The 18,962-nt window shown below is 71.6% G+C and carries 18 protein-coding genes; 10 read left to right on the top strand and 8 right to left on the bottom strand.

Annotated elements, in window-relative coordinates:
- The 4 genes from ACFYZB_RS21090 to ACFYZB_RS21075 all read right to left on the bottom strand — a co-directional run bounded on the left by ACFYZB_RS21090 (position 1) and on the right by ACFYZB_RS21075 (position 4,255).
- Positions 1–891 (bottom strand): ABC transporter permease, encoded by an 891-nt coding sequence (locus ACFYZB_RS21090; protein WP_388760645.1) that lies wholly within the window; start codon positions 889–891, stop codon positions 1–3.
- Positions 888–1,781, bottom strand: a complete 894-nt coding sequence (locus ACFYZB_RS21085; RefSeq protein ID WP_388760642.1) for an ABC transporter permease — start codon at positions 1,779–1,781, stop codon at positions 888–890. Before ACFYZB_RS21085 ends, ACFYZB_RS21090 begins: the two co-directional genes overlap by 4 nt.
- A 1-nt stretch (position 1,782) precedes the next feature.
- Entirely contained in the window at positions 1,783–2,907 is a 1,125-nt protein-coding gene (locus ACFYZB_RS21080; RefSeq protein WP_388760639.1) for a spermidine/putrescine ABC transporter substrate-binding protein, read from the bottom strand.
- A 172-nt stretch (positions 2,908–3,079) separates the two neighbouring features.
- Entirely contained in the window at positions 3,080–4,255 is a 1,176-nt protein-coding gene (locus ACFYZB_RS21075) for an aromatic ring-hydroxylating dioxygenase subunit alpha (protein WP_388760636.1), read from the bottom strand.
- A 399-nt stretch (positions 4,256–4,654) separates the two neighbouring features.
- Here ACFYZB_RS21075 and ACFYZB_RS21070 point away from each other — a divergent pair, with 399 nt between their 5' ends.
- The 8 genes from ACFYZB_RS21070 to ACFYZB_RS21035 all read left to right on the top strand — a co-directional run bounded on the left by ACFYZB_RS21070 (position 4,655) and on the right by ACFYZB_RS21035 (position 12,706).
- Positions 4,655–5,119 (top strand): hypothetical protein, encoded by a 465-nt coding sequence (locus ACFYZB_RS21070; RefSeq protein WP_388760633.1) that lies wholly within the window; start codon positions 4,655–4,657, stop codon positions 5,117–5,119.
- Positions 5,116–6,372 (top strand): NADH-ubiquinone oxidoreductase-F iron-sulfur binding region domain-containing protein, encoded by a 1,257-nt coding sequence (locus tag ACFYZB_RS21065; protein WP_388760630.1) that lies wholly within the window; start codon positions 5,116–5,118, stop codon positions 6,370–6,372. Before ACFYZB_RS21070 ends, ACFYZB_RS21065 begins: the two co-directional genes overlap by 4 nt.
- Before the next feature lie 67 nt (positions 6,373–6,439).
- Positions 6,440–6,631 (top strand): ferredoxin, encoded by a 192-nt coding sequence (locus ACFYZB_RS21060; protein ID WP_351208206.1) that lies wholly within the window; start codon positions 6,440–6,442, stop codon positions 6,629–6,631.
- 1 nt (position 6,632) lies between these two features.
- Positions 6,633–8,687 (top strand): acetate--CoA ligase family protein, encoded by a 2,055-nt coding sequence (locus ACFYZB_RS21055; protein WP_388760626.1) that lies wholly within the window; start codon positions 6,633–6,635, stop codon positions 8,685–8,687.
- Between the two features lie 35 nt (positions 8,688–8,722).
- Complete coding sequence (locus ACFYZB_RS21050) at positions 8,723–9,895, top strand: acyl-CoA dehydrogenase family protein (RefSeq protein WP_351208204.1); 1,173 nt, start codon at positions 8,723–8,725, stop codon at positions 9,893–9,895.
- 34 nt (positions 9,896–9,929) lie between these two features.
- The gene (locus ACFYZB_RS21045) at positions 9,930–11,102 is read left to right on the top strand and encodes an acyl-CoA dehydrogenase family protein (RefSeq protein WP_388760623.1); all 1,173 of its coding nucleotides are present in this window, start codon (positions 9,930–9,932) and stop codon (positions 11,100–11,102) included.
- 34 nt (positions 11,103–11,136) lie between these two features.
- Complete coding sequence (locus ACFYZB_RS21040) at positions 11,137–12,030, top strand: 3-hydroxybutyryl-CoA dehydrogenase (protein ID WP_388760620.1); 894 nt, start codon at positions 11,137–11,139, stop codon at positions 12,028–12,030.
- A gap of 4 nt (positions 12,031–12,034) precedes the next feature.
- Complete coding sequence (locus ACFYZB_RS21035; RefSeq protein ID WP_388760617.1) at positions 12,035–12,706, top strand: TetR/AcrR family transcriptional regulator; 672 nt, start codon at positions 12,035–12,037, stop codon at positions 12,704–12,706.
- Between the two features lie 66 nt (positions 12,707–12,772).
- Here ACFYZB_RS21035 and ACFYZB_RS21030 read toward each other — a convergent pair whose 3' ends face one another.
- On the bottom strand, positions 12,773–13,480 hold the full coding sequence (locus ACFYZB_RS21030; RefSeq protein WP_388760615.1) for a TetR/AcrR family transcriptional regulator: 708 nt from the start codon (positions 13,478–13,480) through the stop codon (positions 12,773–12,775).
- Positions 13,481–13,615: 135 nt separating this feature from the next.
- Here ACFYZB_RS21030 and ACFYZB_RS21025 point away from each other — a divergent pair, with 135 nt between their 5' ends.
- Entirely contained in the window at positions 13,616–14,839 is a 1,224-nt protein-coding gene (locus ACFYZB_RS21025; RefSeq protein ID WP_388760612.1) for a saccharopine dehydrogenase family protein, read from the top strand.
- Positions 14,840–14,892: 53 nt separating this feature from the next.
- Here ACFYZB_RS21025 and ACFYZB_RS21020 read toward each other — a convergent pair whose 3' ends face one another.
- Together ACFYZB_RS21020 and ACFYZB_RS21015 are read right to left on the bottom strand one after the other, a co-directional pair.
- On the bottom strand, positions 14,893–16,179 hold the full coding sequence (locus tag ACFYZB_RS21020; protein WP_388760609.1) for an ATP-binding protein: 1,287 nt from the start codon (positions 16,177–16,179) through the stop codon (positions 14,893–14,895).
- A 107-nt stretch (positions 16,180–16,286) separates the two neighbouring features.
- Positions 16,287–16,766, bottom strand: a complete 480-nt coding sequence (locus ACFYZB_RS21015; RefSeq protein ID WP_388760607.1) for a MarR family winged helix-turn-helix transcriptional regulator — start codon at positions 16,764–16,766, stop codon at positions 16,287–16,289.
- A gap of 57 nt (positions 16,767–16,823) precedes the next feature.
- Between ACFYZB_RS21015 and ACFYZB_RS21010 the strand changes: the two genes are divergently transcribed.
- Positions 16,824–17,693 carry an amidohydrolase family protein gene (locus ACFYZB_RS21010; RefSeq protein ID WP_388760604.1) on the top strand — a complete coding sequence of 290 codons (870 nt, stop codon included), beginning with the start codon at positions 16,824–16,826 and terminating at the stop codon, positions 17,691–17,693.
- Between the two features lie 24 nt (positions 17,694–17,717).
- On the opposite strand, the gene ACFYZB_RS21005 is transcribed toward ACFYZB_RS21010, so the two are convergent.
- Complete coding sequence (locus ACFYZB_RS21005; protein ID WP_388760601.1) at positions 17,718–18,962, bottom strand: DUF2993 domain-containing protein; 1,245 nt, start codon at positions 18,960–18,962, stop codon at positions 17,718–17,720.

Raw genomic sequence — 18,962 nt, 5'->3', positions numbered from 1 at the left:
TCACTCTCCGGAGAGGATGTCGAGGCCGCCGCGGCGGCCGAAGAGGCGCGGGATGAAGAGAGCCAGGGCGATCAGGACGATGGAGCCCGCGAGCATCAGCGTGCCGACGGCGTTGATGGTGGGCTGCACGCCGAAGCGGATCGCCGAGTAGATCCGGACCGACAGTGGCTGCGGGTCGACGCCGGTGGTGAAGTAGGCCAGGACGAAGTCGTCGAAGACGAGCGCGAAGATCAGTACGGAGCTGGCCAGGACGGCGGGCAGCAGCGCGGGCAGGGTGACCAGGCGCACCGCCTGCCAGCGGGTGGCGCCGAGGTCCATGGCCGCCTCCTCCACCTCCGGGTTCAGCGCGGCGACCCGGGAGCGGAGGATGACGGTGACGTAGGAGATGGAGAAGGTGATCTCGGCGAGCATCACCGTGCTGGTGGACAGCGCTATGCCCAGGCCCTTGAACAGCAGCATCGACGCGACCCCGGTGACGATCTCCGGGGTGATCAGCGGCACCAGCATGATCAGTCCGGCCAGGGAGCCGAGCCGGGTGCGGCAGCGCACCAGGCCGAGGGCGAGCGCCACGCCGAGGACGACCGAACCGGCCATCGCCACCAGCGAGATCCGCAGGCTGGTGCTCAGGGAGGAGATCAGGACGTCGTCATGGACGAAGGCGCGGTACCAGCGCAGGCTGAACCCGCCGAAGACGGTCAGCGACTTCTTGGAGTTGAAGGAGAACAGGGCGACGACGGCGATGGGCAGGTAGAGCAGCGCGAAGAACAGCGCGGTGACGGCGACGAGGATCCGCGGCCTGCGCTCGGCGTGGCCACGTCGGGTGCGCGGGCGGGTGCGGCCGGCCGGCCGGGCGGGTGCGGCTGCGGACGGGGTGCGGGGCAGGGTGGTCATCGGCGGGCCTCCGCCTCGTCCTTGCGGGTGCGCCGCAGGTAGCCGAACATCCCGAACAGCAGCACCAGCATCAGCAGCATGGTGAGCGCGGAGCCCAGCGGCCAGTTCTGGCCCTGGAAGAACTTGTCCTGGATGAGGTTGCCGATCATGATCTGGTCCGGGCCTCCCATGAGCTGCGCGCTGACGAAGTCGCCCATGGCGGGCAGGAAGACCAGGACGAGCCCGGCCGCCGCGCCCTGCCGGGTGGCGGGCAGGGTGACGAAGAAGAAGGTGCGGACCGGGCCGCCGTACAGGTCGCGGCCGGCCTCGATGAGGGAGGCGTCGAGCCGTTCCAGGGCCGCGTACAACGGGATGATCATGAAGACGACGAAGCCGTAGACGAGTCCGGCGATCACACCGACGCTCGTGTTGAGGATCTTCGTGTTCCCGTCGGCGAGTCCCACCGCGCGGAGGGCGCGCAGCACGGGTCCGCCGTCGGAGAGGACCACCGACCAGCCGTACATGCGGACCAGGTAGTTCGCGAAGAACGGCACCACGATCGCCGCGATCAGCGCGTGCTTGTACCGTCCGCCGTGCAGGGCGATGGTGTACGCCACCGGGTAGGCGATGATCAGGCAGATCAGGCAGGTCAGCAGGGCGTAGCCCAGGGAACGGGCCATGACCTCCGTGTAGGCGGGGTCGGCGAGGGCGCGGACGCCGGACAGGTCGAAGCCGAAGCGCGGGTTGCCGAGGTCGTCGGTGGTGCCCACGGCGAGGACGGCGACGAGAACCAGCGAGGCGATCAGGAACCCGGTCATCCACAGGGTGCCGGGCAGCATGAACCAGGTCCACATGCGGTTGCCGTCGGCATCGCCCCGGCGGGTGCGCGAGGAGGAGCGGAGCAGTGCCATGTCAGCCCGCCTTCACATGGGTCCAGGCGGTGTCGCGGGCGTCCTCCGCGGCGCGGCTGCCGTTGCGGAAGAACAGGTCCGCCTTCAGGTCGTCCTCGGTGACCATGCACTCGGGGAAGGGCTTCACGAGTTCGGCGTACGTCTTCTCGGTGCCGGCCACCGGCATCGGGTAGCCGATGTACTCGATGTTCTTCTTCACGTTCTCCGGCCGCAGCATGTAGTCGATGAACAGCATCGCGGTGCCGGGATGGGGGGCGTTCCAGGGGATGGCGTAGCAGTCGGAGTTGATCGGCGTGCCCTCCTTGGGGGCCTCGAAGCCGAACACCGAGGGATCCTTGGCCTGGTTGAGCATGGCGGCCATGTCGCCGCTCCAGGCCTGGGTCATGAGCGCGTTGCCGTTGAGCAGGTTGTTGTAGCTGTCGCTGGAGAAGCCGCGCAACCGGGGGCGCAGGGTGCCCAGCAGGGAGGTGATGCGGTCGAGGTCGTGGCGGTCGCCGGTGCTGACGCCGAGACCGAGTGCGAGGGCGCCCATGCCGAGCACCTCGTCCCGGTCGTCCAGCAGGAAGACCTTGCCCCTGACCCTGTCGCTCCACAAGTCCCGCCAGGAACCGCTCAGTTCGCCGATCCTGTCGCGGCGCCAGCCGATGCCGGTCTTGTACGCGGTGAAGGGGACGGTGTGGGCGGAGCCGGGGTCGTACCAGGGATCGGCGAAGTAGCGGTACCTGCCGAATATCGCCTGGGAGTTCGTGAGCTGGGAGTGGTCGATACGGCGCAGCCGGCCGGCCCGGACCAGACGCTGGGCCCACTTGGCGGAGGGGAAGACGACGTCGTAGCGGTTGCCCGCGTTGAGCTTGGCGACCATGCCTTCCATCGAGTCGAAGTTCGACTGGACGACCTTGACGCCGTACTCCTTCTCGAAGCCCTTGAACACGGACGGGTCGACGTAGTCGGCCCAGTTGAAGTAGACGAGATCGCCGTCGACACGCGCCTCGACCGGGGCGAGCTGCTGGGCGCTGGGTGTTGTCGCGGGCATGAATCCGCAGCCGCCGACCACGGCGCCGAGCAGGCCGCAGGCTCCTGCCCGCAGCACGCCGCGTCGGGTCGGTGGAAGTACCTCGGGGGACACGGAACGTCCTCTTTCGTCGAGGAACGGCACAACTCCAGGGCTGGACCGGCTGGTCGGCTCACGGAGGCCCTGACTCCGTAGGAAAGACCGGTCTGGGGAGGTGCGAGCGTGCGTCAGCGGGGGAGGGGTAAGCCGGTCCGGAGGCGTACGTCGTACGCGATGCGGGAGGATGTCACCGTCCGTCCCCCTCCAGGTCGTCCCGGACCCGGCGGGCGAACCAGCCGACGGCGGCCTCGCGCTGCGAGAGCGGTCCGGGCTCGAAACCCGGCGTGGTCAGGCCGGCCTGCACGCGCTCCACAAGCTCGGCGTCCTCGTCGTTGGTGACCCAGCCGATGTGGATGTTCAGCCGGCGGGCCAGCCGGGTGCGGATCCCCTCCCCGTGTTTCGTGTAGAAGGCGCCGGGGATCGCCGCCCGGTCCTGGGCGGTGGGCAGGGCGGTCCACGCGAGCACGTGGTCAGGGTAGAAGTCGATCAGCGTGTTCGGATAGATCACGGCGTACCGCCACACCCGCCGGTCGGCCTCGGTCAGTCCCGGCATGGGGGTCGCCAGCCGCTGGTAGAGCCGCTCCGTCCAGTTCGAGGAGGGCTTGTCGCGCAGCGGAGACTCGAACAGGACGTAGTTCTCCCGCACGTCCACCGTGTACGCCTGGTAGTCCAGCAGCCGCATGAGCGCCGGGTGGGCGACCGGAACGTGGTATCCCTCCAGGTAGTTGTCGACGATCACCTTCCAGTTGGCGTTCTGCTCCTCGCCGCCCGCCAGGTCGTGGATGCGGTGCCTGCCGACGGGGACCAGGTCGGGCCCGGCGTAGCGGCCGACCGCCTCGGCGAGCCCGGCACAGCTCTCGGTGAGCGGGGTCGCCTCCATGTCGAGGTTGACGAAGACGAAGCCGAGGAACGACTCCACGTTCACCGGGTGCAGGCCGAGCCGGGGCTTGTCCAGGCACGGGATGCGGCGCGCCTCGGGGGCGCCGACGAGCCGTCCGTCCAGCTTGTAGGTCCAGCCGTGGTACGGGCAGCGGATCGCCTTTCCGGCGGGCTCGGGCCCGGTGACCAGGCGGGTGCCACGGTGCCGGCAGACGTTGAGGTGGGCGGCGAGTCCGCCGTCCTCGGTCCGGACGACCAGCACCTCACGGCCGGCGGCGGTCGCGGTCAGCCGGGAGCCCGGGCCGGGCAGGTCGGATTCGTGGCAGACCAGCTGCCAGGACCTGGCGAAAACGCGGTCGGTCTCGGCGGCGGCGATGGCCGGATCCGTGTAGAAGCGAGCGGGCAGCGCGTCCCCGGGGTGATCGGGGGGCGGGCCCGGGGAGGCGGGGCGTTCGGCGGCTGCCCGCGTGGTCGAGGGGTTCATGGGAGTCCTCCTCCGCGCCGCGGCGGCGGCGATGGGCGGTGAGGCTGGGCCGGCCCGGTACGGCGGGGCCGGCAGCGGTTTCCCGCGCCGGACCTGCCGCCCGCTCGGCTGACTGATTGGTTAGTCAGAGTGAGGGTGGCGGGCAGGCAAGTCAAGACTTGTGGGCTGACTAATTAGTTAGTTAGTCTCGGTCGCAGGTGGACGGCCAGGGATGTCCCGCTCCCGTCCGCGCCCCTCGCACCGGTTCGGACATCAACCGTCCCCGCGCCCGGCCACGGGCATTCAGCACGGCTCCCCGCCCTCGCTCGTCCGGGCGCCGGAGGATCTCCCCATCCCCGCCAACGCCACGCCGCCCCGCTTTCCCGGCCCGCCGGAACCGGGGTGGCCCCGGAGGCACGTATGAGCGCTCGCCGAAGTCTGCAATGGCTCGGCCTCACGCCGGAGCCCGAGCAGGAGCTGCCCGCAGCGGTGGCCGCCCTGCGGGCGCCGACGGCCGGTCCACCGTCGTCGGCCCTGATCACGGCCGAGCGGCGGCGTGTCGAGCGCCTGGTGCTGCGCGGCACACAGCGCGGCTGGCTGCGCTACCTCCGCGAGGTCACCGACCTGGTCGTCGAGGCCGCGGACCGGTCCTCGAGCGCCGATGCCGGGGCGGCCCTGCTGGCCGGCCAGGTCGTCCTCGACCACCACCGCATGCTGATCGGCCTGTCCGGCCCGGCGTACGCCCGCACCGCCACCCAACGACGGGACCTGGAGCGGGCCCTGGCCCACCTGGGAGCCCGCCGTGCCCCCGCCCCCTCCGGCCGTTGCGGCTCCTCCACCCTCTTTTGCCCCTCTGGCCCCTCCGAGCCCAGGAGCACCGTATGACCGGCGTCTTCTCCCTCCTTCCCGAAGGACAGCTCGGCCTGCTCCAGTCACCGTTGTCCGGTGCGGAGCCGTACGGCGACACCGAGGACCTACCCCGCTACCTCGCCGTGGGCGGGTACGCGCCGCTGCCCGCGCCCGACCGGCTGCTGGACTGGATCGCCGACGCCGGGCTGCGCGGCCGCGGGGGCGCCGGCTTCCCCGCCGCCGTCAAGCTGCGCGCCGTCCGCGACGCACCCGGCCGGCCCGTCGTCGTCGCCAACGGTGAGGAGGGCGAGCCCGGCTCGGTCAAGGACCGATGGCTGCTGCGCCACCGACCGCACCTGATCCTGGACGGACTGCGGCTCGCCGCGGCCATGACGGGCGCGGAACGCGGCTTCGTCTACCTCTCCGACGCTCCCTCCGAGCGGGCCGTCCGCCGGGCGCTCGCCGAGCGTCGCACGGGCCTGCGCGTCGACGTCGTACGGACGGAGCCCGCGTACGTGGCGGGGGAGGAGACGGCGGTCGTCCGGCGCATCGACGGCGGCCCCGCCCTGCCCACGCCGAAGCCCCCGCGCCCCTTCGAGAAGGGGATCGGCGGCGCACCCACCCTGGTCGCCAACGTGGAGACGCTGGCCCGCCTCGCGGTGCTGCACGCGTGTCCCGACGTAGCTGGCGCCGTCGCCGGTGCCCACCTGGTGACCGTCTCGGGCGGAGCCGGTACCGCCGCCGCGCTGGTCGAGGTGCCCGCCGGCACGCACCTGAAGCTTCCGGCCGACCTGTGCGGGCACGGCACGGCCGATGCGGTGCTCCTGGGCGGCCTGTTCGGTGGGCTGTACGGCTCGCGCTGGGCGGACCTTCCGCTCGACCACGACCGGATGACGGCGGCCGGCGGTGCGCTCGGCTGCGGTGCCCTGCACTTCCTGCATCCCGGTGACTGCCCCGTCGCCGTGGCCGCCGAGGCCACCGCCTACCTCGCCGCACAGAGCGCCCGGCAGTGCGGGGTGTGCGTCTCCGGAACCGAGGCGCTGGCCGGCGCCCTCACGGCGGTCGGGCGCGGCGAGACGGACGACGACACGCGCGACCGGCTGCGCCGCTGGTCGGGGCAACTGCCGGGCCGGGGGGCCTGCGGGCTGCTCGACGCCGCCGCCCGCATCGTCGCCACCCTCCTCGCCCACTTCCCGGACCGGATCGACGCACACCGCCGCGCCACCTGCCCCGCGTGCGAGGCCGAGCGATCCGACGACGGCGGCCGGTTCAGGGTGCCGGTGCCCTGATCCCGCCCTCCCCGATGTCCGCGCCCTCATCGCCCACCGAACCCCCGTGCACCGAAAGGACCGCACCATGGAACTCCTGCTGGACTCCACCCGCTGCCAGGGATACGGCCTCTGCCGGGAACCCGCCCCCGAACTGATCGACCTCGACGACTGGGGTTACGCGCGGATGCGTGAGCGGAACGTGCCGCCCGCCGCCGAGGGCGCCGCCGTGGCCGCCGTGGCCGTCTGCCCCAACTCCGCCCTGAAGCTGGTGAAGTGACATGGGCCGGGACCTGACGGCCCTCTTCGACCCCGTCTCCGTCGCCGTCGTGGGAGCCAGCGACGACCCGGCCAAGTACGGCCACGCCATCGCCGCCCAGGCCCTCCGCGCGCCCGGCCGCCGCCCCGTCCACCTGGTCAACCGCCGCGGCGGAACGGTACTCGGCCGGCCCGCCGCGCCCAGCCTCGGCGCGATCGGCGAGCCCGTCGATCTGGCGGTGATCTCCGTGCCCGCCGCGGGCCTCGAGGCAGCCGTCGACGAAGCCCTGCGGTGCGGGGCCCGGGCGATCGTCGCGATCAGCGCCGGCTTCGCGGAGACCGGCGACGCTGGGCGGACCCGCCAGCAGGCGGTCGCCGAACGGGTGCGCGCCGCAGGGGCCGTGCTCGTCGGGCCCAACTGCCTCGGGCTGACGGACAACACCACCGACCTCTTCCTGGCCTCCGACACCTTCACCCCCGGCGGTGTCGCCCTGCTCAGCCAGAGCGGCAACCTCGCCCTGGAGCTCCAGCTCCGCTTCCGGCCGCACGGCCTCGGCTTCTCCCGCTTCGTGTCCCTGGGCAACCAGGCCGACGTCACCCTGGTCGACCTGCTCGCCGACTGCGCCCGGCACGACGGCACACAGGCCATCGCGGTCTACGCGGAGGACTTCGCCGACGGACGCGCCTTCGCCGAGGCGGCGTCCGCCGCGGACAAACCCGTGGTGCTCCTCACGGGCGGACGCGGCGACGCCTCCGCACGCAGCGCCCAGTCGCACACCGGGGCCCTGACCACTCCGGCCGACGTGGTGACCGCGGCGTGCCGGGACGCCGGAGTGGAACTGGTCGCCACACCCCGCGAATTGGCCGTGGTACTGGCCGCGTTGAACGGCGGACGACGCGCGGCCGGCCGGCGGGTCGCCGTGCTGACGGACGGCGGCGGCCACGGGGTCGTCGCCGCCGACGCCGCCGAGGCCGCCGGCCTGACCGTGCCCGAACTCCACGAGCCGACCCGGCAACGCCTCCGGGAGGCACTGTGGGAACAGTCCGCCGTCGCCAACCCCGTCGACCTCGCCGGGATGGGTGAGCAGAGCCCGGGCTCGTACGCGGACACGGTCTCCGCGTTGCTGGCGGCCGAGGAGGCCGACGCCGTCCTGATGACCGGCTACTTCGGCGGCTACGCGGCCACCGACGGCGGGCTCGGGGGAGGGGGTACGGCGCTCGCGGAGGGGGAACAGCAGGCCGCGCGCGTCATCGCGGCCCGTCACCGGGCCACCGCGAAGCCCCTGGTGGTGCAGTCGATGTATCCCGAGTCGCCCAGCTGCCGCACCCTCGCCGCGGCCGGCATCCCGGTCTTCGCCGCCACCGAGGACGCCGCCCGCGCTCTCGCCGCCACGGCACCCGGCGCACCACGCAGCGGTCTCCCGCCCCTGCCTGCCGCCGCGCCCGCCCTGCACGACAGCGGCTACCTGCAGACCCGCAGAGCCCTCGAAGCGGCCGGACTCCCCTTCCCCACCGCCCGCGAGGTCCACGACGAGACCGAACTGCTCGCCGCCACCGAGGAGTTCACCGGCCCCTACGTCCTCAAGGCCCTCCATCTCCTCCACAAGTCCGACGCGGGAGGTGTGGCGCTGGGCCTGGCCGGCCCCGGCGAACTGCTCGCCGCCTTCCGTGACATGGACGCACGGCTCGGCGCCTCCTTGTACTCCGTGGAAGCCATGGCGGATCCGACGGACGGCGTGGAGCTGATCATCGGCGTCCACCGGGACCCCCGTTTCGGCCCGGTCGCTATGGTGGGGCTCGGCGGAGTGCTGGCCGAGGCCCTGCGCGACGTCGCCTTCGCACTGGCCCCCGTGCCCGCCGACGGCGCCCTGCGCCTGCTGCGCGGACTGCGCACCGCCGCCCTGCTCGACGGAGTGCGCGGCAGGCCCCCGGTCGACATCGCCGCGGCCGCGGCGGCCGTCGAGACGATCACGGCGTTCGCCGCCGCCCACCCCGAGATCGCCGAGATCGAGGTCAACCCGCTGCTCGTCCGCCCGCACGGGGTCCTCGCCCTCGACTCCCGCGCCGTACTCGCCTGACCCACCCCCTTTGCGACCCGATTCGAAGAGGCCCCATGGACATGCGCTACACCCCCGAGCAGGCAGACCTCAAACGCCGCGCCGCCGACTACGCGCGTCTGCTGATGCGCTACGAGGACCAGTCCGAGCGGGCCGGCGGCCCCCTGCCGCAGCCGCTCGTCACCGAACTGACCCGGGCCGCCATGGACGCCGGTGTCTACGCCATCAACATGCCCGCCGAGTGGGGCGGAGCCGGCCTCGGCCTGCTCGACCAGGTCATCGTGGAGGAGGAGTTCGGCAAGGTCACCAACTGCCTGTGGGACATCCCCTGGCGTCCCGCCAACGTCCTCGCGTACGGCGACGAGCGGCAGCGCGAGAAGTATCTGCTGCCCGTGATCCGCGGGGAGAAGTTCGACGCGTTCGCCGTCACCGAGCCGGGCGCCGGATCCGACCCGTCCTCCGGCGCCTCGACGGCCACCCGCACCGACGGCGGCTGGCTGCTCAACGGGGAGAAGTGGTTCGTCACCTGCGGCGACATCGCCGACTTCCTGCTGGTGCAGGCGGACGCCGGGCCCGAGCGGCTGCCCACTCTCTTCTTCGTGGACAAGGCCGCGCCCGGCGTCGAGATGACCCGTGTGCCGCACTTCATGCACTCCGCGGTCAACGGGCATCCCGAGTTCACCTTCACCGACGTCCTCGTGGCCGACGAGGACGTGCTCGGCGGCGTCGGCAACGGCTACGAGCTGACCAAGGAATGGTTCACCGACGAACGCCTGATGATCGCGGCCCGCACCGTCGGCGCGGCCGAGCGCGCCCTCCGGCTCGCCCGTGACTGGGCGGTGGAGCGGGAGCAGTTCGGGGCGCCGATCGCCTCGTACCAGCTGATCCAGGGCATGCTCGCGGACTGCGCCGTGGACATCGCCGTGAACCGGGCCTACACCCATCAGGTCGCCTGGGAGGCCGACCAGCCGGACACCGACCGCAAGACGCTGCACGCCAAGGCCTCCACCGCCAAGCTCGCCGCCAGCGAGGCCGCCGGCCGGGTCGCCGACCGCTGTCTGCAGATCTTCGGCGGCCGTGGCTACGACCGCACCTACCCCGTCGAGCGCATGTACCGGGAGCTGCGTGTCGACCGGATCTGGGAGGGCACCTCCGAGATCCAGCGGCTCATCATCGCCAACGAGCTGATCAAGCGCGGCACCGGCGCCCTGGCCCTGCCCACCCACTGAATCCCCCCTTCGTCAGCGCACAGTGAGGACCTCCATGGACTTCCGTCTCACCCCCCGCCAGGCACAGCTCAAGGCCGCCGCACGCGCCCTGACCGACGTCATCGCCGCCCATGAGATCCAGTGCGAGGAGAACAACGGCCTGCCCGCCGACGTCCACGCCAAGATCCGCGACGCGGTGCTCGACTCCGGCCTCCAGGCCGTCAACATGCCGGCCGAATGGGGCGGCGCCGGACTCACCATCCCCGAACAGGTCACCGTGCAGGAGGAGTTGGGACGGCTCACCGGCGCCCTGTGGGACATGGTGTGGCGGCCCGCGAACGCCCTCCGCTTCTGCACCCCGGAGCAGCGCGAGCGCTTCCTCGTCCCGGTGATCAGGGGCGAGCGGCGCGACTGCTACGCCGTCACCGAGCCCGGCGCGGGCTCCGACCCGCAGAACCTCGCCACCACGGCGACCAAGAACGACCAGGGCTGGGTGATCGACGGCGAGAAGTGGTTCGTGACGGTCGGCGACCACGCCGACTTCATGATCGTGCTCGCCGCGGCGGGACCGGAGCGGGCCCCGACGCTGTTCCTCGTCGACAAGGACACCCCCGGCATCGAGATGACGCGCGTGCCCCGCTTCATGCACACCTTCGTCTACGAGCACCCCGAGTTCACCTTCACCGACGTCCAGGTCGACGAGGACGCGGTGCTCGGCGGCATCGGCGAGGGATACGACATCACGCGCTCATGGTTCACCGAAGAGCGTCTGATGATCGCGGCGCGCACCACCGGTGCCGCGGAGCGCGCCCTGGAACTGGCCCGTGACTGGGCGGTGGAGCGGGAGCAGTTCGGGGCGCCGATCGCCTCGTACCAGCTGATCCAGGGCATGCTCGCGGACTGCGCCGTGGACATCGCGGTCAACCGCGCCTACACCCACCAGGTCGCCTGGGAGGTCGACCGGGCCGCGGCCGGCGACCGCAAGACGCTGCACGCCAAGGCGGCCATCGCCAAGCTCGCGGCGAGCGAGGCCGCCGGCCGGGTGGTCGACCGGTGCCTGCAGATCCACGGCGGCCGGGGCTACGACCGTACGTACGCCGTCGAACGGCTCTACCGGGAGCTGCGTGTCGACCGGATCTGGGAGGGCACCTCCGAGATCCAGCGGCTGATCATCGCGGGCGAGCTGATCAAGCGCGGCTCGGGGGTCCTGGACCTGCCCACCGCCTGACACCACGCCCGACACGGAACGAAGGGAGGCCCGGATGACCGGCATCGAACGCATCGGAGTCGTCGGCTGCGGACTGATGGGTGCGGGCATCGCCGAGGTCTGTGCGCGGGCCGGCCTGCCGGTCACCGTGGTGGAACGCGACGCGCAGGCGGCCCGCGCCGGCCGCCTGCGCATCACCCGCTCGCTCGACCGGGCCACCGCGCGCGGCAGGCTCACCGCCGAACGGCGCGAGGCCACCGCCGCCCGGATCACCGTGGTCGACCAGATCGAGGCGCTGCACGACCGCGACCTGGTGATCGAGGCCGTGGCGGAGGACGAGCGCCTCAAGGCCGACGTCTTCGCCCGCCTCGACGACGCGGTCACCGGTGCCCACACCGTCCTCGCGACGAACACCTCCGCCATCCCGGTCATCCGGCTCGCCGCCGCGACCGGCCGCCCCGAGCACGTCGTCGGCGTGCACTTCTTCAACCCCGTACCGGTCCTGCGGCTGGTCGAGCTCGTGCCGTCCCTGCTCACCTCGGCCGACACCGTGGCGCGGGCCGAGACCTTCGTGACGGGCCGGCTGGGCAAGGAGGTCGTGCGCACCAGCGACCGCGCCGGCTTCGTCGTCAACGCGCTGCTCGTCCCGTACCTGCTCGCCGCCATCCGCATGGCGGAATCGGGTACCGCGAGCGTCGAGGACATCGATCGCGGCATGGTCCTCGGCTGCGCGCACCCGCTCGGTCCGCTGGCCCTGACGGACCTCATCGGCCTGGACACCACGCGGGCCATCGCGGAGTCGCTGTACGCCGAGTTCCGCGAGCCGCAGTACGCGCCGCCCCCGCTGCTGTCCCGGATGGTGGAGGCCGGGCTGCTGGGGCGGAAGTCCGGGCGGGGCTTCCACCGGTACGACGAGAAGCCACAGCATGAGACGGCGCCACCGGGGTGAGGGCATGGTGAGGGAGAATGGCCACGGCGTACGACCACCGAACGAGGGGAGCGGCAGGGTGTCGACCAAGGTGCGCACGGCAGACACGCGCGAGCGCATCCTGACCGCGGCGTGCGAGGCGATCGCCGAGATCGGTTTCGAGAAGATCCGGATGCGCATGGTCGCCGAGCGGGCCGGCGTGTCCACGGCCCTGCTGCACTACCACTTCGACACGCGCGAGAAGCTGTTCACCGAGGCGATGACCCACTCCTTCGCCAACACGGCCGTCGACGTGGACCGGGACGCGGAGACGGCGCCGCCCGCGGTCACCCTGGCCCGCATCGTGCGCAACCTGCTCCCGACCGATCCCGAACTGCACCAGGACTGGCGACTGTGGCAGGAACTGTGGGTCCGCGCGCTGCGCGACGAGGCCACCCGGGCCTATGCAGTGGACCTGTACGCGCAACTGCACGCCTGGGTGGCCGGCGCCGTACGGCGTGGCATCGCCTCCGGTGAGTTCGCCCCGACCGACGTGGACGACCTGTGCACGCTCGTCCTCTCGCTGAGCGACGGTTATGGCATCCGCCTCATGCTGCGGGATCCCGCCGTCACCCAGGACACCGCCCTCAGGTCCATCTGGCGCCATGTCTCCGCCGCGCTCGGCCTGCCGGACACCCTGCCCGAGCCGACTCCTTGACCCGGCCGATTCCGGCCCGCCCACTCCGCTCGACGACGGGAAGGCGCGTCGGCGGAGCCGCACGCGTCATGCCCCCGATCGGGTCAGTTGCGCGGCGGTGTGTTCCAGGAGTATCTCCAGGGCGGCCGGATAGGCGCTGTGCGGCATGTACCGGGCGAGCAGGTGTGCCGTGGCGGCGATGTTCGGATGCGACTCCGCAGGCAGGCGGGCATAGGTGGAGTGCCACATCTCCTCGTCGCCCGCACGAGCCTCGTCCGCCAGCGCGAGGGAGCCGGCGTCGAGCGCGGCGAAGGCGAGACTCTGGTCGATGAACGCGTGGTAGACACGCACCGCCACGGGGTCGGGCAGCCCGGCGCCACGCAGGATGCCGAGGATGGTCTCGTCCACCGCGATCTCGCGAGGCCTGCCGGTGACCCGGCTGGCGGTGAGGACGGCGGCCTGGGGGTGGGCGAGGTAGGAGGCGTGGATGGCCAGGCCCAGCGCGCGCAGGTCGGTGCGCCAGTCCCCGGTGGCCGTCCAGCTGTCGAGGGCCCTGCCCATGAGCTCGTCCCCGATGGCCCGGGCCAGATCGTCCATCCCGGCGAAGTAGCGGTACAGCGTGCTCGGATCGGCACCGAGCGCCGCGCCGAGACGGCGTGCCGTCAGCCCGGTGCTGCCGTGCTCCCCCAGGACACGCAGGGCCGTGTGCACGATGATCTCCTCCGACAGCACGGTGCCGCCGCGCGTGGGCCGCCGCCGCTGACGTGCCGTCTCCGGCACCACCTGCTTCGCCATGTCGGTCGTCCTTCCGCCACCGGCGCCGAGGCGCCTGCTCCGCCCTTATGCCAACAGGGTTGACCTTATATCCCGGCGTCGCGTTGCATCGACCCCGTGCGGAGGCGCTCGCCTCCCCGGAGAAAGGTGTGTGACATGCGCGTACTTCTCGTGGGCGCGGGCGGCGTGGGTACGGCCGTCACCCGGATCGCCGCCCGTCGTGACTTCCTCGGCCACATGGTCGTCGCCGACTACGACCTCGCCCGTGCCGAGGCCGCGGTCGCGGCGCTCGGGGAGCGGGGCGCTCGCTACAGCGCGCGGCGGCTGGACGCCTCGGACCAGGACGCGGTCCGCCGGATGCTCGTGGAGGAGCGGTGCGAGGTGCTGCTCAACGCCACCGACCCCCGGTTCGTGATGCCGCTGTTCCGGGCCGCCCTGGAGGCCGGCGCACACTACCTGGACATGGCGATGTCGCTGTCCGCGCCACACGGCTCGCGCCCCTACGAGGAGTGCGGTGTCAAGCTCGGGGACGAACAGTTCGCACTTGCCCGGCGCTGGGAGGAGGCCGGACGGCTGGCACTGGTGGGAATGGGCGTCGAGCCCGGCCTGTCCGACGTCTTCGCCCGGTACGCGGCCGACGAACTCTTCGACGACATCGAGGAGATAGGTGTCCGGGACGGCGCCAACCTGACGGTCGAGGGCTACGACTTCGCGCCGTCCTTCAGCATCTGGACGACCATCGAGGAATGCCTCAACCCCCCGGTCGTCTATGAGGAGGGCCGCGGCTGGTTCACCACCGTTCCGTTCAGCGAGCCCGAGGTGTTCGACTTCCCCGAGGGCATAGGTCCCGTGGAGTGCGTCAACGTCGAGCACGAAGAGGTGCTGCTGATACCGCGCTGGGTGGATGCGCGTCGTGTCACCTTCAAGTACGGGCTCGGCGACGACTTCATCGCCAAGCTCAGGACCCTCCACGAACTGGGCCTGGACTCGACGGCCACGGTGAGCGTGCCCGGGAACGACGGCCCCGTACGGGTCTCGCCGCGAGACGTGGTCGCCGCGTGCCTGCCCGAGCCGGCCGCCCTGGGGGAGCGGATGACGGGCAAGACGTGCGCCGGCACCTGGGTCAAGGGCAGCAAGGACGGGGCGCCGCGTGAGGTGTACCTGTACCACGTGGTCGACAACGAGTGGTCGATGCGCGAGTACGGCTCGCAGGCCGTCGTCTGGCAGACGGCGGTCAACCCGGTCGTCGCCCTGGAACTGCTGTCCGCCGGCGCCTGGTCCGGCAAGGGAGTTCTCGGTCCGGAAGCCCTGCCCCCGCGCCCCTTCCTGGACCTGCTCACGGAGTACGGCTCCCCGTGGGGCCTGCGGGACGACAGCTGATCCCGCTGTCCTCCTCTCGTGACGGACGGCCGCTCACCGCGCGATCTCGTGACTCAGAGCCGGCTGTACGTGTCGATGTCCTCGGTGAACTCTTCGATGGCCCGTGCGGTGAGTGTCGGCCGTGTGTCGGCGATGGCGCTCGTGTAGTCCTCGGTGGTGGCCGGCCTTCCCTGGCGCTGGGTGAGTTCCCGTTCGAACGCCGCCTGCGCTCCCTTGCGGGCGGCGAATTCGATGTCGGCCGGGGTGAACAGCTCGCTGGCCCCGACCAGTTGGTCGAGGTCGACCGCGGCAGCGGACGCCCTGAGATAGCGGTGCCAGATCGCCGCGCGGGCGGTCGGGTCCGGCGGGCCGACGGGAATGACGTAGTCGAACCGGCCCGGCCGCAGGAAGGCCGCGTCGAGCGAGCGCACCGAATTGGTGGCACAGGCCAGCAACCGTGAGTCGTGCTCGCGGAAGACCGGGATGAGTTTGAGCAGCTCGTTGGTCACGCCGTGGCCGGGATCGACCGCCTTTCCGGAACGCACCCCCGCGATCTCCTCGACTTCGTCGATGAAGAGCAGTACCGACTCCAGTTCCGCCAGGTCCGCGAAGGTCTCGCGCAAGGCGACGGCCAGGCCCTCACTGGTGTCGGCCGCGAGCCGGGACGGGAAGAGTTCCACGAACGGCCAGCCGAGCCGCGAGGCCACCGCCTTGGCGAAACTGGTCTTGCCGGTGCCGGGCGGGCCGAACAGGATGATCGCCTTGGGCGGGGCGACACCGTAGCGGTCCGCCAGTGCCGGCTCGGTCAGCGGGAGCACGACGCGACGCTCGATCACCTCCTTCTCGCGCTCCATGCCGGCCATGGTGTCCCAGAGCCCCTGGGGGAGCACACGGCCGCCCAGCGCGGCGAGGACGTCGGCGTTGGCGGTTCCGGGAGGTTCGAGCTTCTCGTAATAGGTCAGGTCGTCGCGGAACCGGTAGCCGGAGTTCTCCAGGGCCTTCGTCCCAGCGGCACCGGCGGGCAGCAGGGCGCTGATGTGCCGCACGCCCAGTGCGCGCAGGCGCCGTTCCAGTTCGGTGAGAAGAGCACTGCCGATCCCGCGCTCGCGCCACCGGGAGGCGAGTGCCACCAGAAGGATCCAGCCCCGTTTGCCATGGGCCTGCGCCACGGCCATGCCCACCAGTTCGTCGCCGACCACGGCGACGACGGCCGTCTGACCGGCCTTGGCCGCGGCCATCACCTCCGAGACGGGGAACACGCGGTCCTCGTCGACCCGGCGGCTCTGGTCCCAGATCTGTATGGCCTGGTCAAGATCGTCATCGTGATAGTCACGCAGATGCCAAGCGGGCATCGCCACCACCTCGCCCGGTGCGGTCGTCCCATTCTCTCCGCTGCGGGCAACCGGGGACGAACCGGGGCGATCCCGATCTTCCGCGGTGGCACCGTGATCGACTCCCGGGTGCCGGATCAGGCGGATTCCGTATCGGCGACGAGTTCGGTGAGGCGGCGCAGGAGTGTCACGAGCTGAGTCCGCTCGGCCGGGGTGAATGCCTCGTAGGCCCGGCTCTGGCGCTCCCGCAGCCGGGCCCGGAGCAGGGTGAGCCGCTCGGCTCCGTCGTCGGTGAGGCTGACCAGGACGCGCCGCTCGTCCTCGGGCGACCGGCGGCGCACCACAACGCCCTTCGCCTCCAGTTGCTGCAGCATCCGCGTGGCGGTGGGGACGCTGACGTCCGCACTGCTCGCCAGGCGGCCCACCGGGATGTCCGTCTCCGTGGCCAGTGGTTCCAGGAGCGAGACCTGGGCCAGGGAGAGCCCGCCGAAGTGTTCGGCGCCCGCCGAACGGGCCCGCCGCATGGCGACGAAGAGCGCGTCGGCCGCCTGTGCGAGTTGCTCGGCCGCCACGTCCCCGTCGGTCGAGGCCCGCTCGCCGTTGTTGCTGTCGCTCATGGGTGTTAGCTTAACAGACTAATGATTAGCAAGCTAAATATTAGGAGGCGATAGAATATGTCCTCTCCCCGTCGCATCGACGTCCACCAGCACCTCATCCCGCCGGCCTACCGGAACGTGATGGACCGCCGGTCGATCGCGACGGGCATTCTCTCGATCAGCTCCCCGGGCACCCACTTCGGCGACGACGCGGAGGCCCGCGCGGTCGCCCGCGATGCCAACGAGTACGCCGCCGAGCGGGCCAAGGACCGCCCCGACCGTTTCGGGTTCTTCGCCGCCCTCCCGCTGCCGGACGTCGACGGCGCGCTCGCCGAGGCCGCCCACGCGCTGGACGAACTGCACGCCGACGGAGTGGTACTGCTCTCCAACGTCCGAGGCCGCTACCTCGGCGACAAGGGGTACGAGCCGCTGTGGGCCGAGCTCGACGCCCGTGGCGCGGTGGTCTTCATCCACCCCGACGCGCCGCCGATGCCCATGCTGGAGGGCATGCCCGGCCCGCTGCTGGACTTCCCCTTCGACACCACACGCACCGCGGTGCACATGACGCTGAACGGGGTGATGCGCCGGCACACCCGGATGAAGGTCATCCTCTCCCACGCGGGCGGATTCCTGCCCTACGCCGCTTGGCGCTTCACCGCCGGTGCCCAGTTCAATCCCGGCACCACGCCGCTGGGCATCCTGACCGACCTCCAGCGCTTCTACTTCGACACCGCGCTGTCGTCCACACCGTCCGCCCTGCCCTCCCTCCTCGCCTTCGCCCGTCCCGGGCACGTCCTCTACGGCAGCGACTTCCCCTTCGCCCCGGTGGAGACCGGCGCTCTCCTCGACTCCATGCTGGACGGCTACGACGGCTTTGAACCCGGCCAGCTCGACGCGATCGACCGCGGCAGCGCAGAGGCAGTCTTCCCTCGTCTCGCGGACGCGTGAGCCGCCCCGGCAGCCTCTGAGGGTTCAGCGGCCCAGGAGCACTCCTGTCCCGGACACATCCACCCGGATTCCGTCCTTGTCCACCGCCACGCGCTGCAGGCGCACGGCGCCCCCGGGTGGTGCCGGCAACCGGACGGCGAAGGAGTAGCGGTCGGCGATCTGGGGGCGGGTGAGCTTGGGCAGTGCGGTGAGCAAGGACAGGTCCAGGCCCAGCCGCTCGAGGAGTTTCGGGTGGGCGAGTGCCACGTCCAGCAGGTTGACGCGGGTCAGGTCGTGCAGGAAGCGTGGCGCGCCGGTGAGTTGATGCAGCTTGTCCTCGTCGCGGAGCGCCACGCGCACCGCGCTGTCCGGGACCCCCAGACGATGCACGATCTCCGGGACCGACAGCAAGGCCTTGATCTTCTCCGCCTCCCGGGTGAGACGACGCGCCGAGGCGGGGGTCAGGTGGAGGCCCTCGGTGGGCCCGGTACCGGGCCGGTACGTGGCGAGGTCGTCGATGTCGAGCTGTATGCCGTCCACCAGGGTGGAGATGCCGCGGTCTCCGTCGCGTCGGATGCGGGCGTCGGCCCGCACGCTCAGCGCGCGGCCCGCGATGCGCAGGGTGCCGTGGGCCCGGACACCGCCGGTGCCATGGGCCGTGAACGCCACCTGGGAGGCGCCCAGTTCGCGGTCCATGTCGGCGAAGGACAGCAGGACCTGACCGTGCACCTGCCGAACGAGCGCACCGCGCACCGCGGTAGGTCCGTCGCCGTCGAGTCGTATGTCGTGAGCGGTGGCGGTGACCTGGGTGAGGGTCACCCGGTCGGCGGGGATGTCGGGGACGGTGACGGAGACCGAGTCCAGGCGCTGTGCGGCCAGTTGGGTGAGGAAGGGGAAGCCGCCGATGTGGACCTCGGGGGCGGCGACGAGATGCAGCTTGTCCTTGAGCTGTTGCGAGGCCTTGTGCTCGGCGTAGAGCAGTGCCCAGCGGTCGGCCAGGGTGACGAGGCAGGCGAGGGTGAGCACCCAGACGAGGACCCGGGCCAGAGTGGGCAGGCCCGTTGCTCGGTTGCGACGGCGGTTGCCGCGCCGGTGGTTGGGCGGTGTCCAGGGTGCCTCGGCGTCCTCGTCCCGGCTGGTCGCCGTGCCGTCCTCGGTGAGGAAGTCGTCCAGCGGATGGTCTGCCAGCGAGGCCAGTTCGTCGTACGGGTTACGGCGGGGCGGAACCGACTCGCTGGGAGGTCCGTCCGACTGGGCAGGATGATGCGTCTGGTTGTGGGGGGTACGCAT

The organism is Streptomyces sp. NPDC001852 (assembly GCF_042891825.1).
Lineage (GTDB): Bacteria > Actinomycetota > Actinomycetes > Streptomycetales > Streptomycetaceae > Streptomyces.
Note: the sequence above shows the minus strand (reverse complement) of the source record. Positions and strands in the feature narration are given on the sequence as shown.

Coding starts and splice junctions, on each gene's coding strand:
- ACFYZB_RS21005 (WP_388760601.1), bottom strand. CDS start 18,962: ATGCGTACCCCCCACAACCAGACGCATCATCCTGCCCAGTCGGACGGA.
- ACFYZB_RS21030 (WP_388760615.1), bottom strand. CDS start 13,480: ATGGCGAAGCAGGTGGTGCCGGAGACGGCACGTCAGCGGCGGCGGCCC.
- ACFYZB_RS21040 (WP_388760620.1), top strand. CDS start 11,137: ATGACCGGCATCGAACGCATCGGAGTCGTCGGCTGCGGACTGATGGGT.
- ACFYZB_RS21015 (WP_388760607.1), bottom strand. CDS start 16,766: ATGAGCGACAGCAACAACGGCGAGCGGGCCTCGACCGACGGGGACGTG.
- ACFYZB_RS21085 (WP_388760642.1), bottom strand. CDS start 1,781: ATGGCACTGCTCCGCTCCTCCTCGCGCACCCGCCGGGGCGATGCCGAC.
- ACFYZB_RS21010 (WP_388760604.1), top strand. CDS start 16,824: ATGTCCTCTCCCCGTCGCATCGACGTCCACCAGCACCTCATCCCGCCG.
- ACFYZB_RS21025 (WP_388760612.1), top strand. CDS start 13,616: ATGCGCGTACTTCTCGTGGGCGCGGGCGGCGTGGGTACGGCCGTCACC.
- ACFYZB_RS21065 (WP_388760630.1), top strand. CDS start 5,116: ATGACCGGCGTCTTCTCCCTCCTTCCCGAAGGACAGCTCGGCCTGCTC.
- ACFYZB_RS21070 (WP_388760633.1), top strand. CDS start 4,655: ATGAGCGCTCGCCGAAGTCTGCAATGGCTCGGCCTCACGCCGGAGCCC.
- ACFYZB_RS21060 (WP_351208206.1), top strand. CDS start 6,440: ATGGAACTCCTGCTGGACTCCACCCGCTGCCAGGGATACGGCCTCTGC.
- ACFYZB_RS21075 (WP_388760636.1), bottom strand. CDS start 4,255: ATGAACCCCTCGACCACGCGGGCAGCCGCCGAACGCCCCGCCTCCCCG.
- ACFYZB_RS21050 (WP_351208204.1), top strand. CDS start 8,723: ATGGACATGCGCTACACCCCCGAGCAGGCAGACCTCAAACGCCGCGCC.
- ACFYZB_RS21055 (WP_388760626.1), top strand. CDS start 6,633: ATGGGCCGGGACCTGACGGCCCTCTTCGACCCCGTCTCCGTCGCCGTC.
- ACFYZB_RS21045 (WP_388760623.1), top strand. CDS start 9,930: ATGGACTTCCGTCTCACCCCCCGCCAGGCACAGCTCAAGGCCGCCGCA.
- ACFYZB_RS21090 (WP_388760645.1), bottom strand. CDS start 891: ATGACCACCCTGCCCCGCACCCCGTCCGCAGCCGCACCCGCCCGGCCG.
- ACFYZB_RS21035 (WP_388760617.1), top strand. CDS start 12,035: ATGGTGAGGGAGAATGGCCACGGCGTACGACCACCGAACGAGGGGAGC.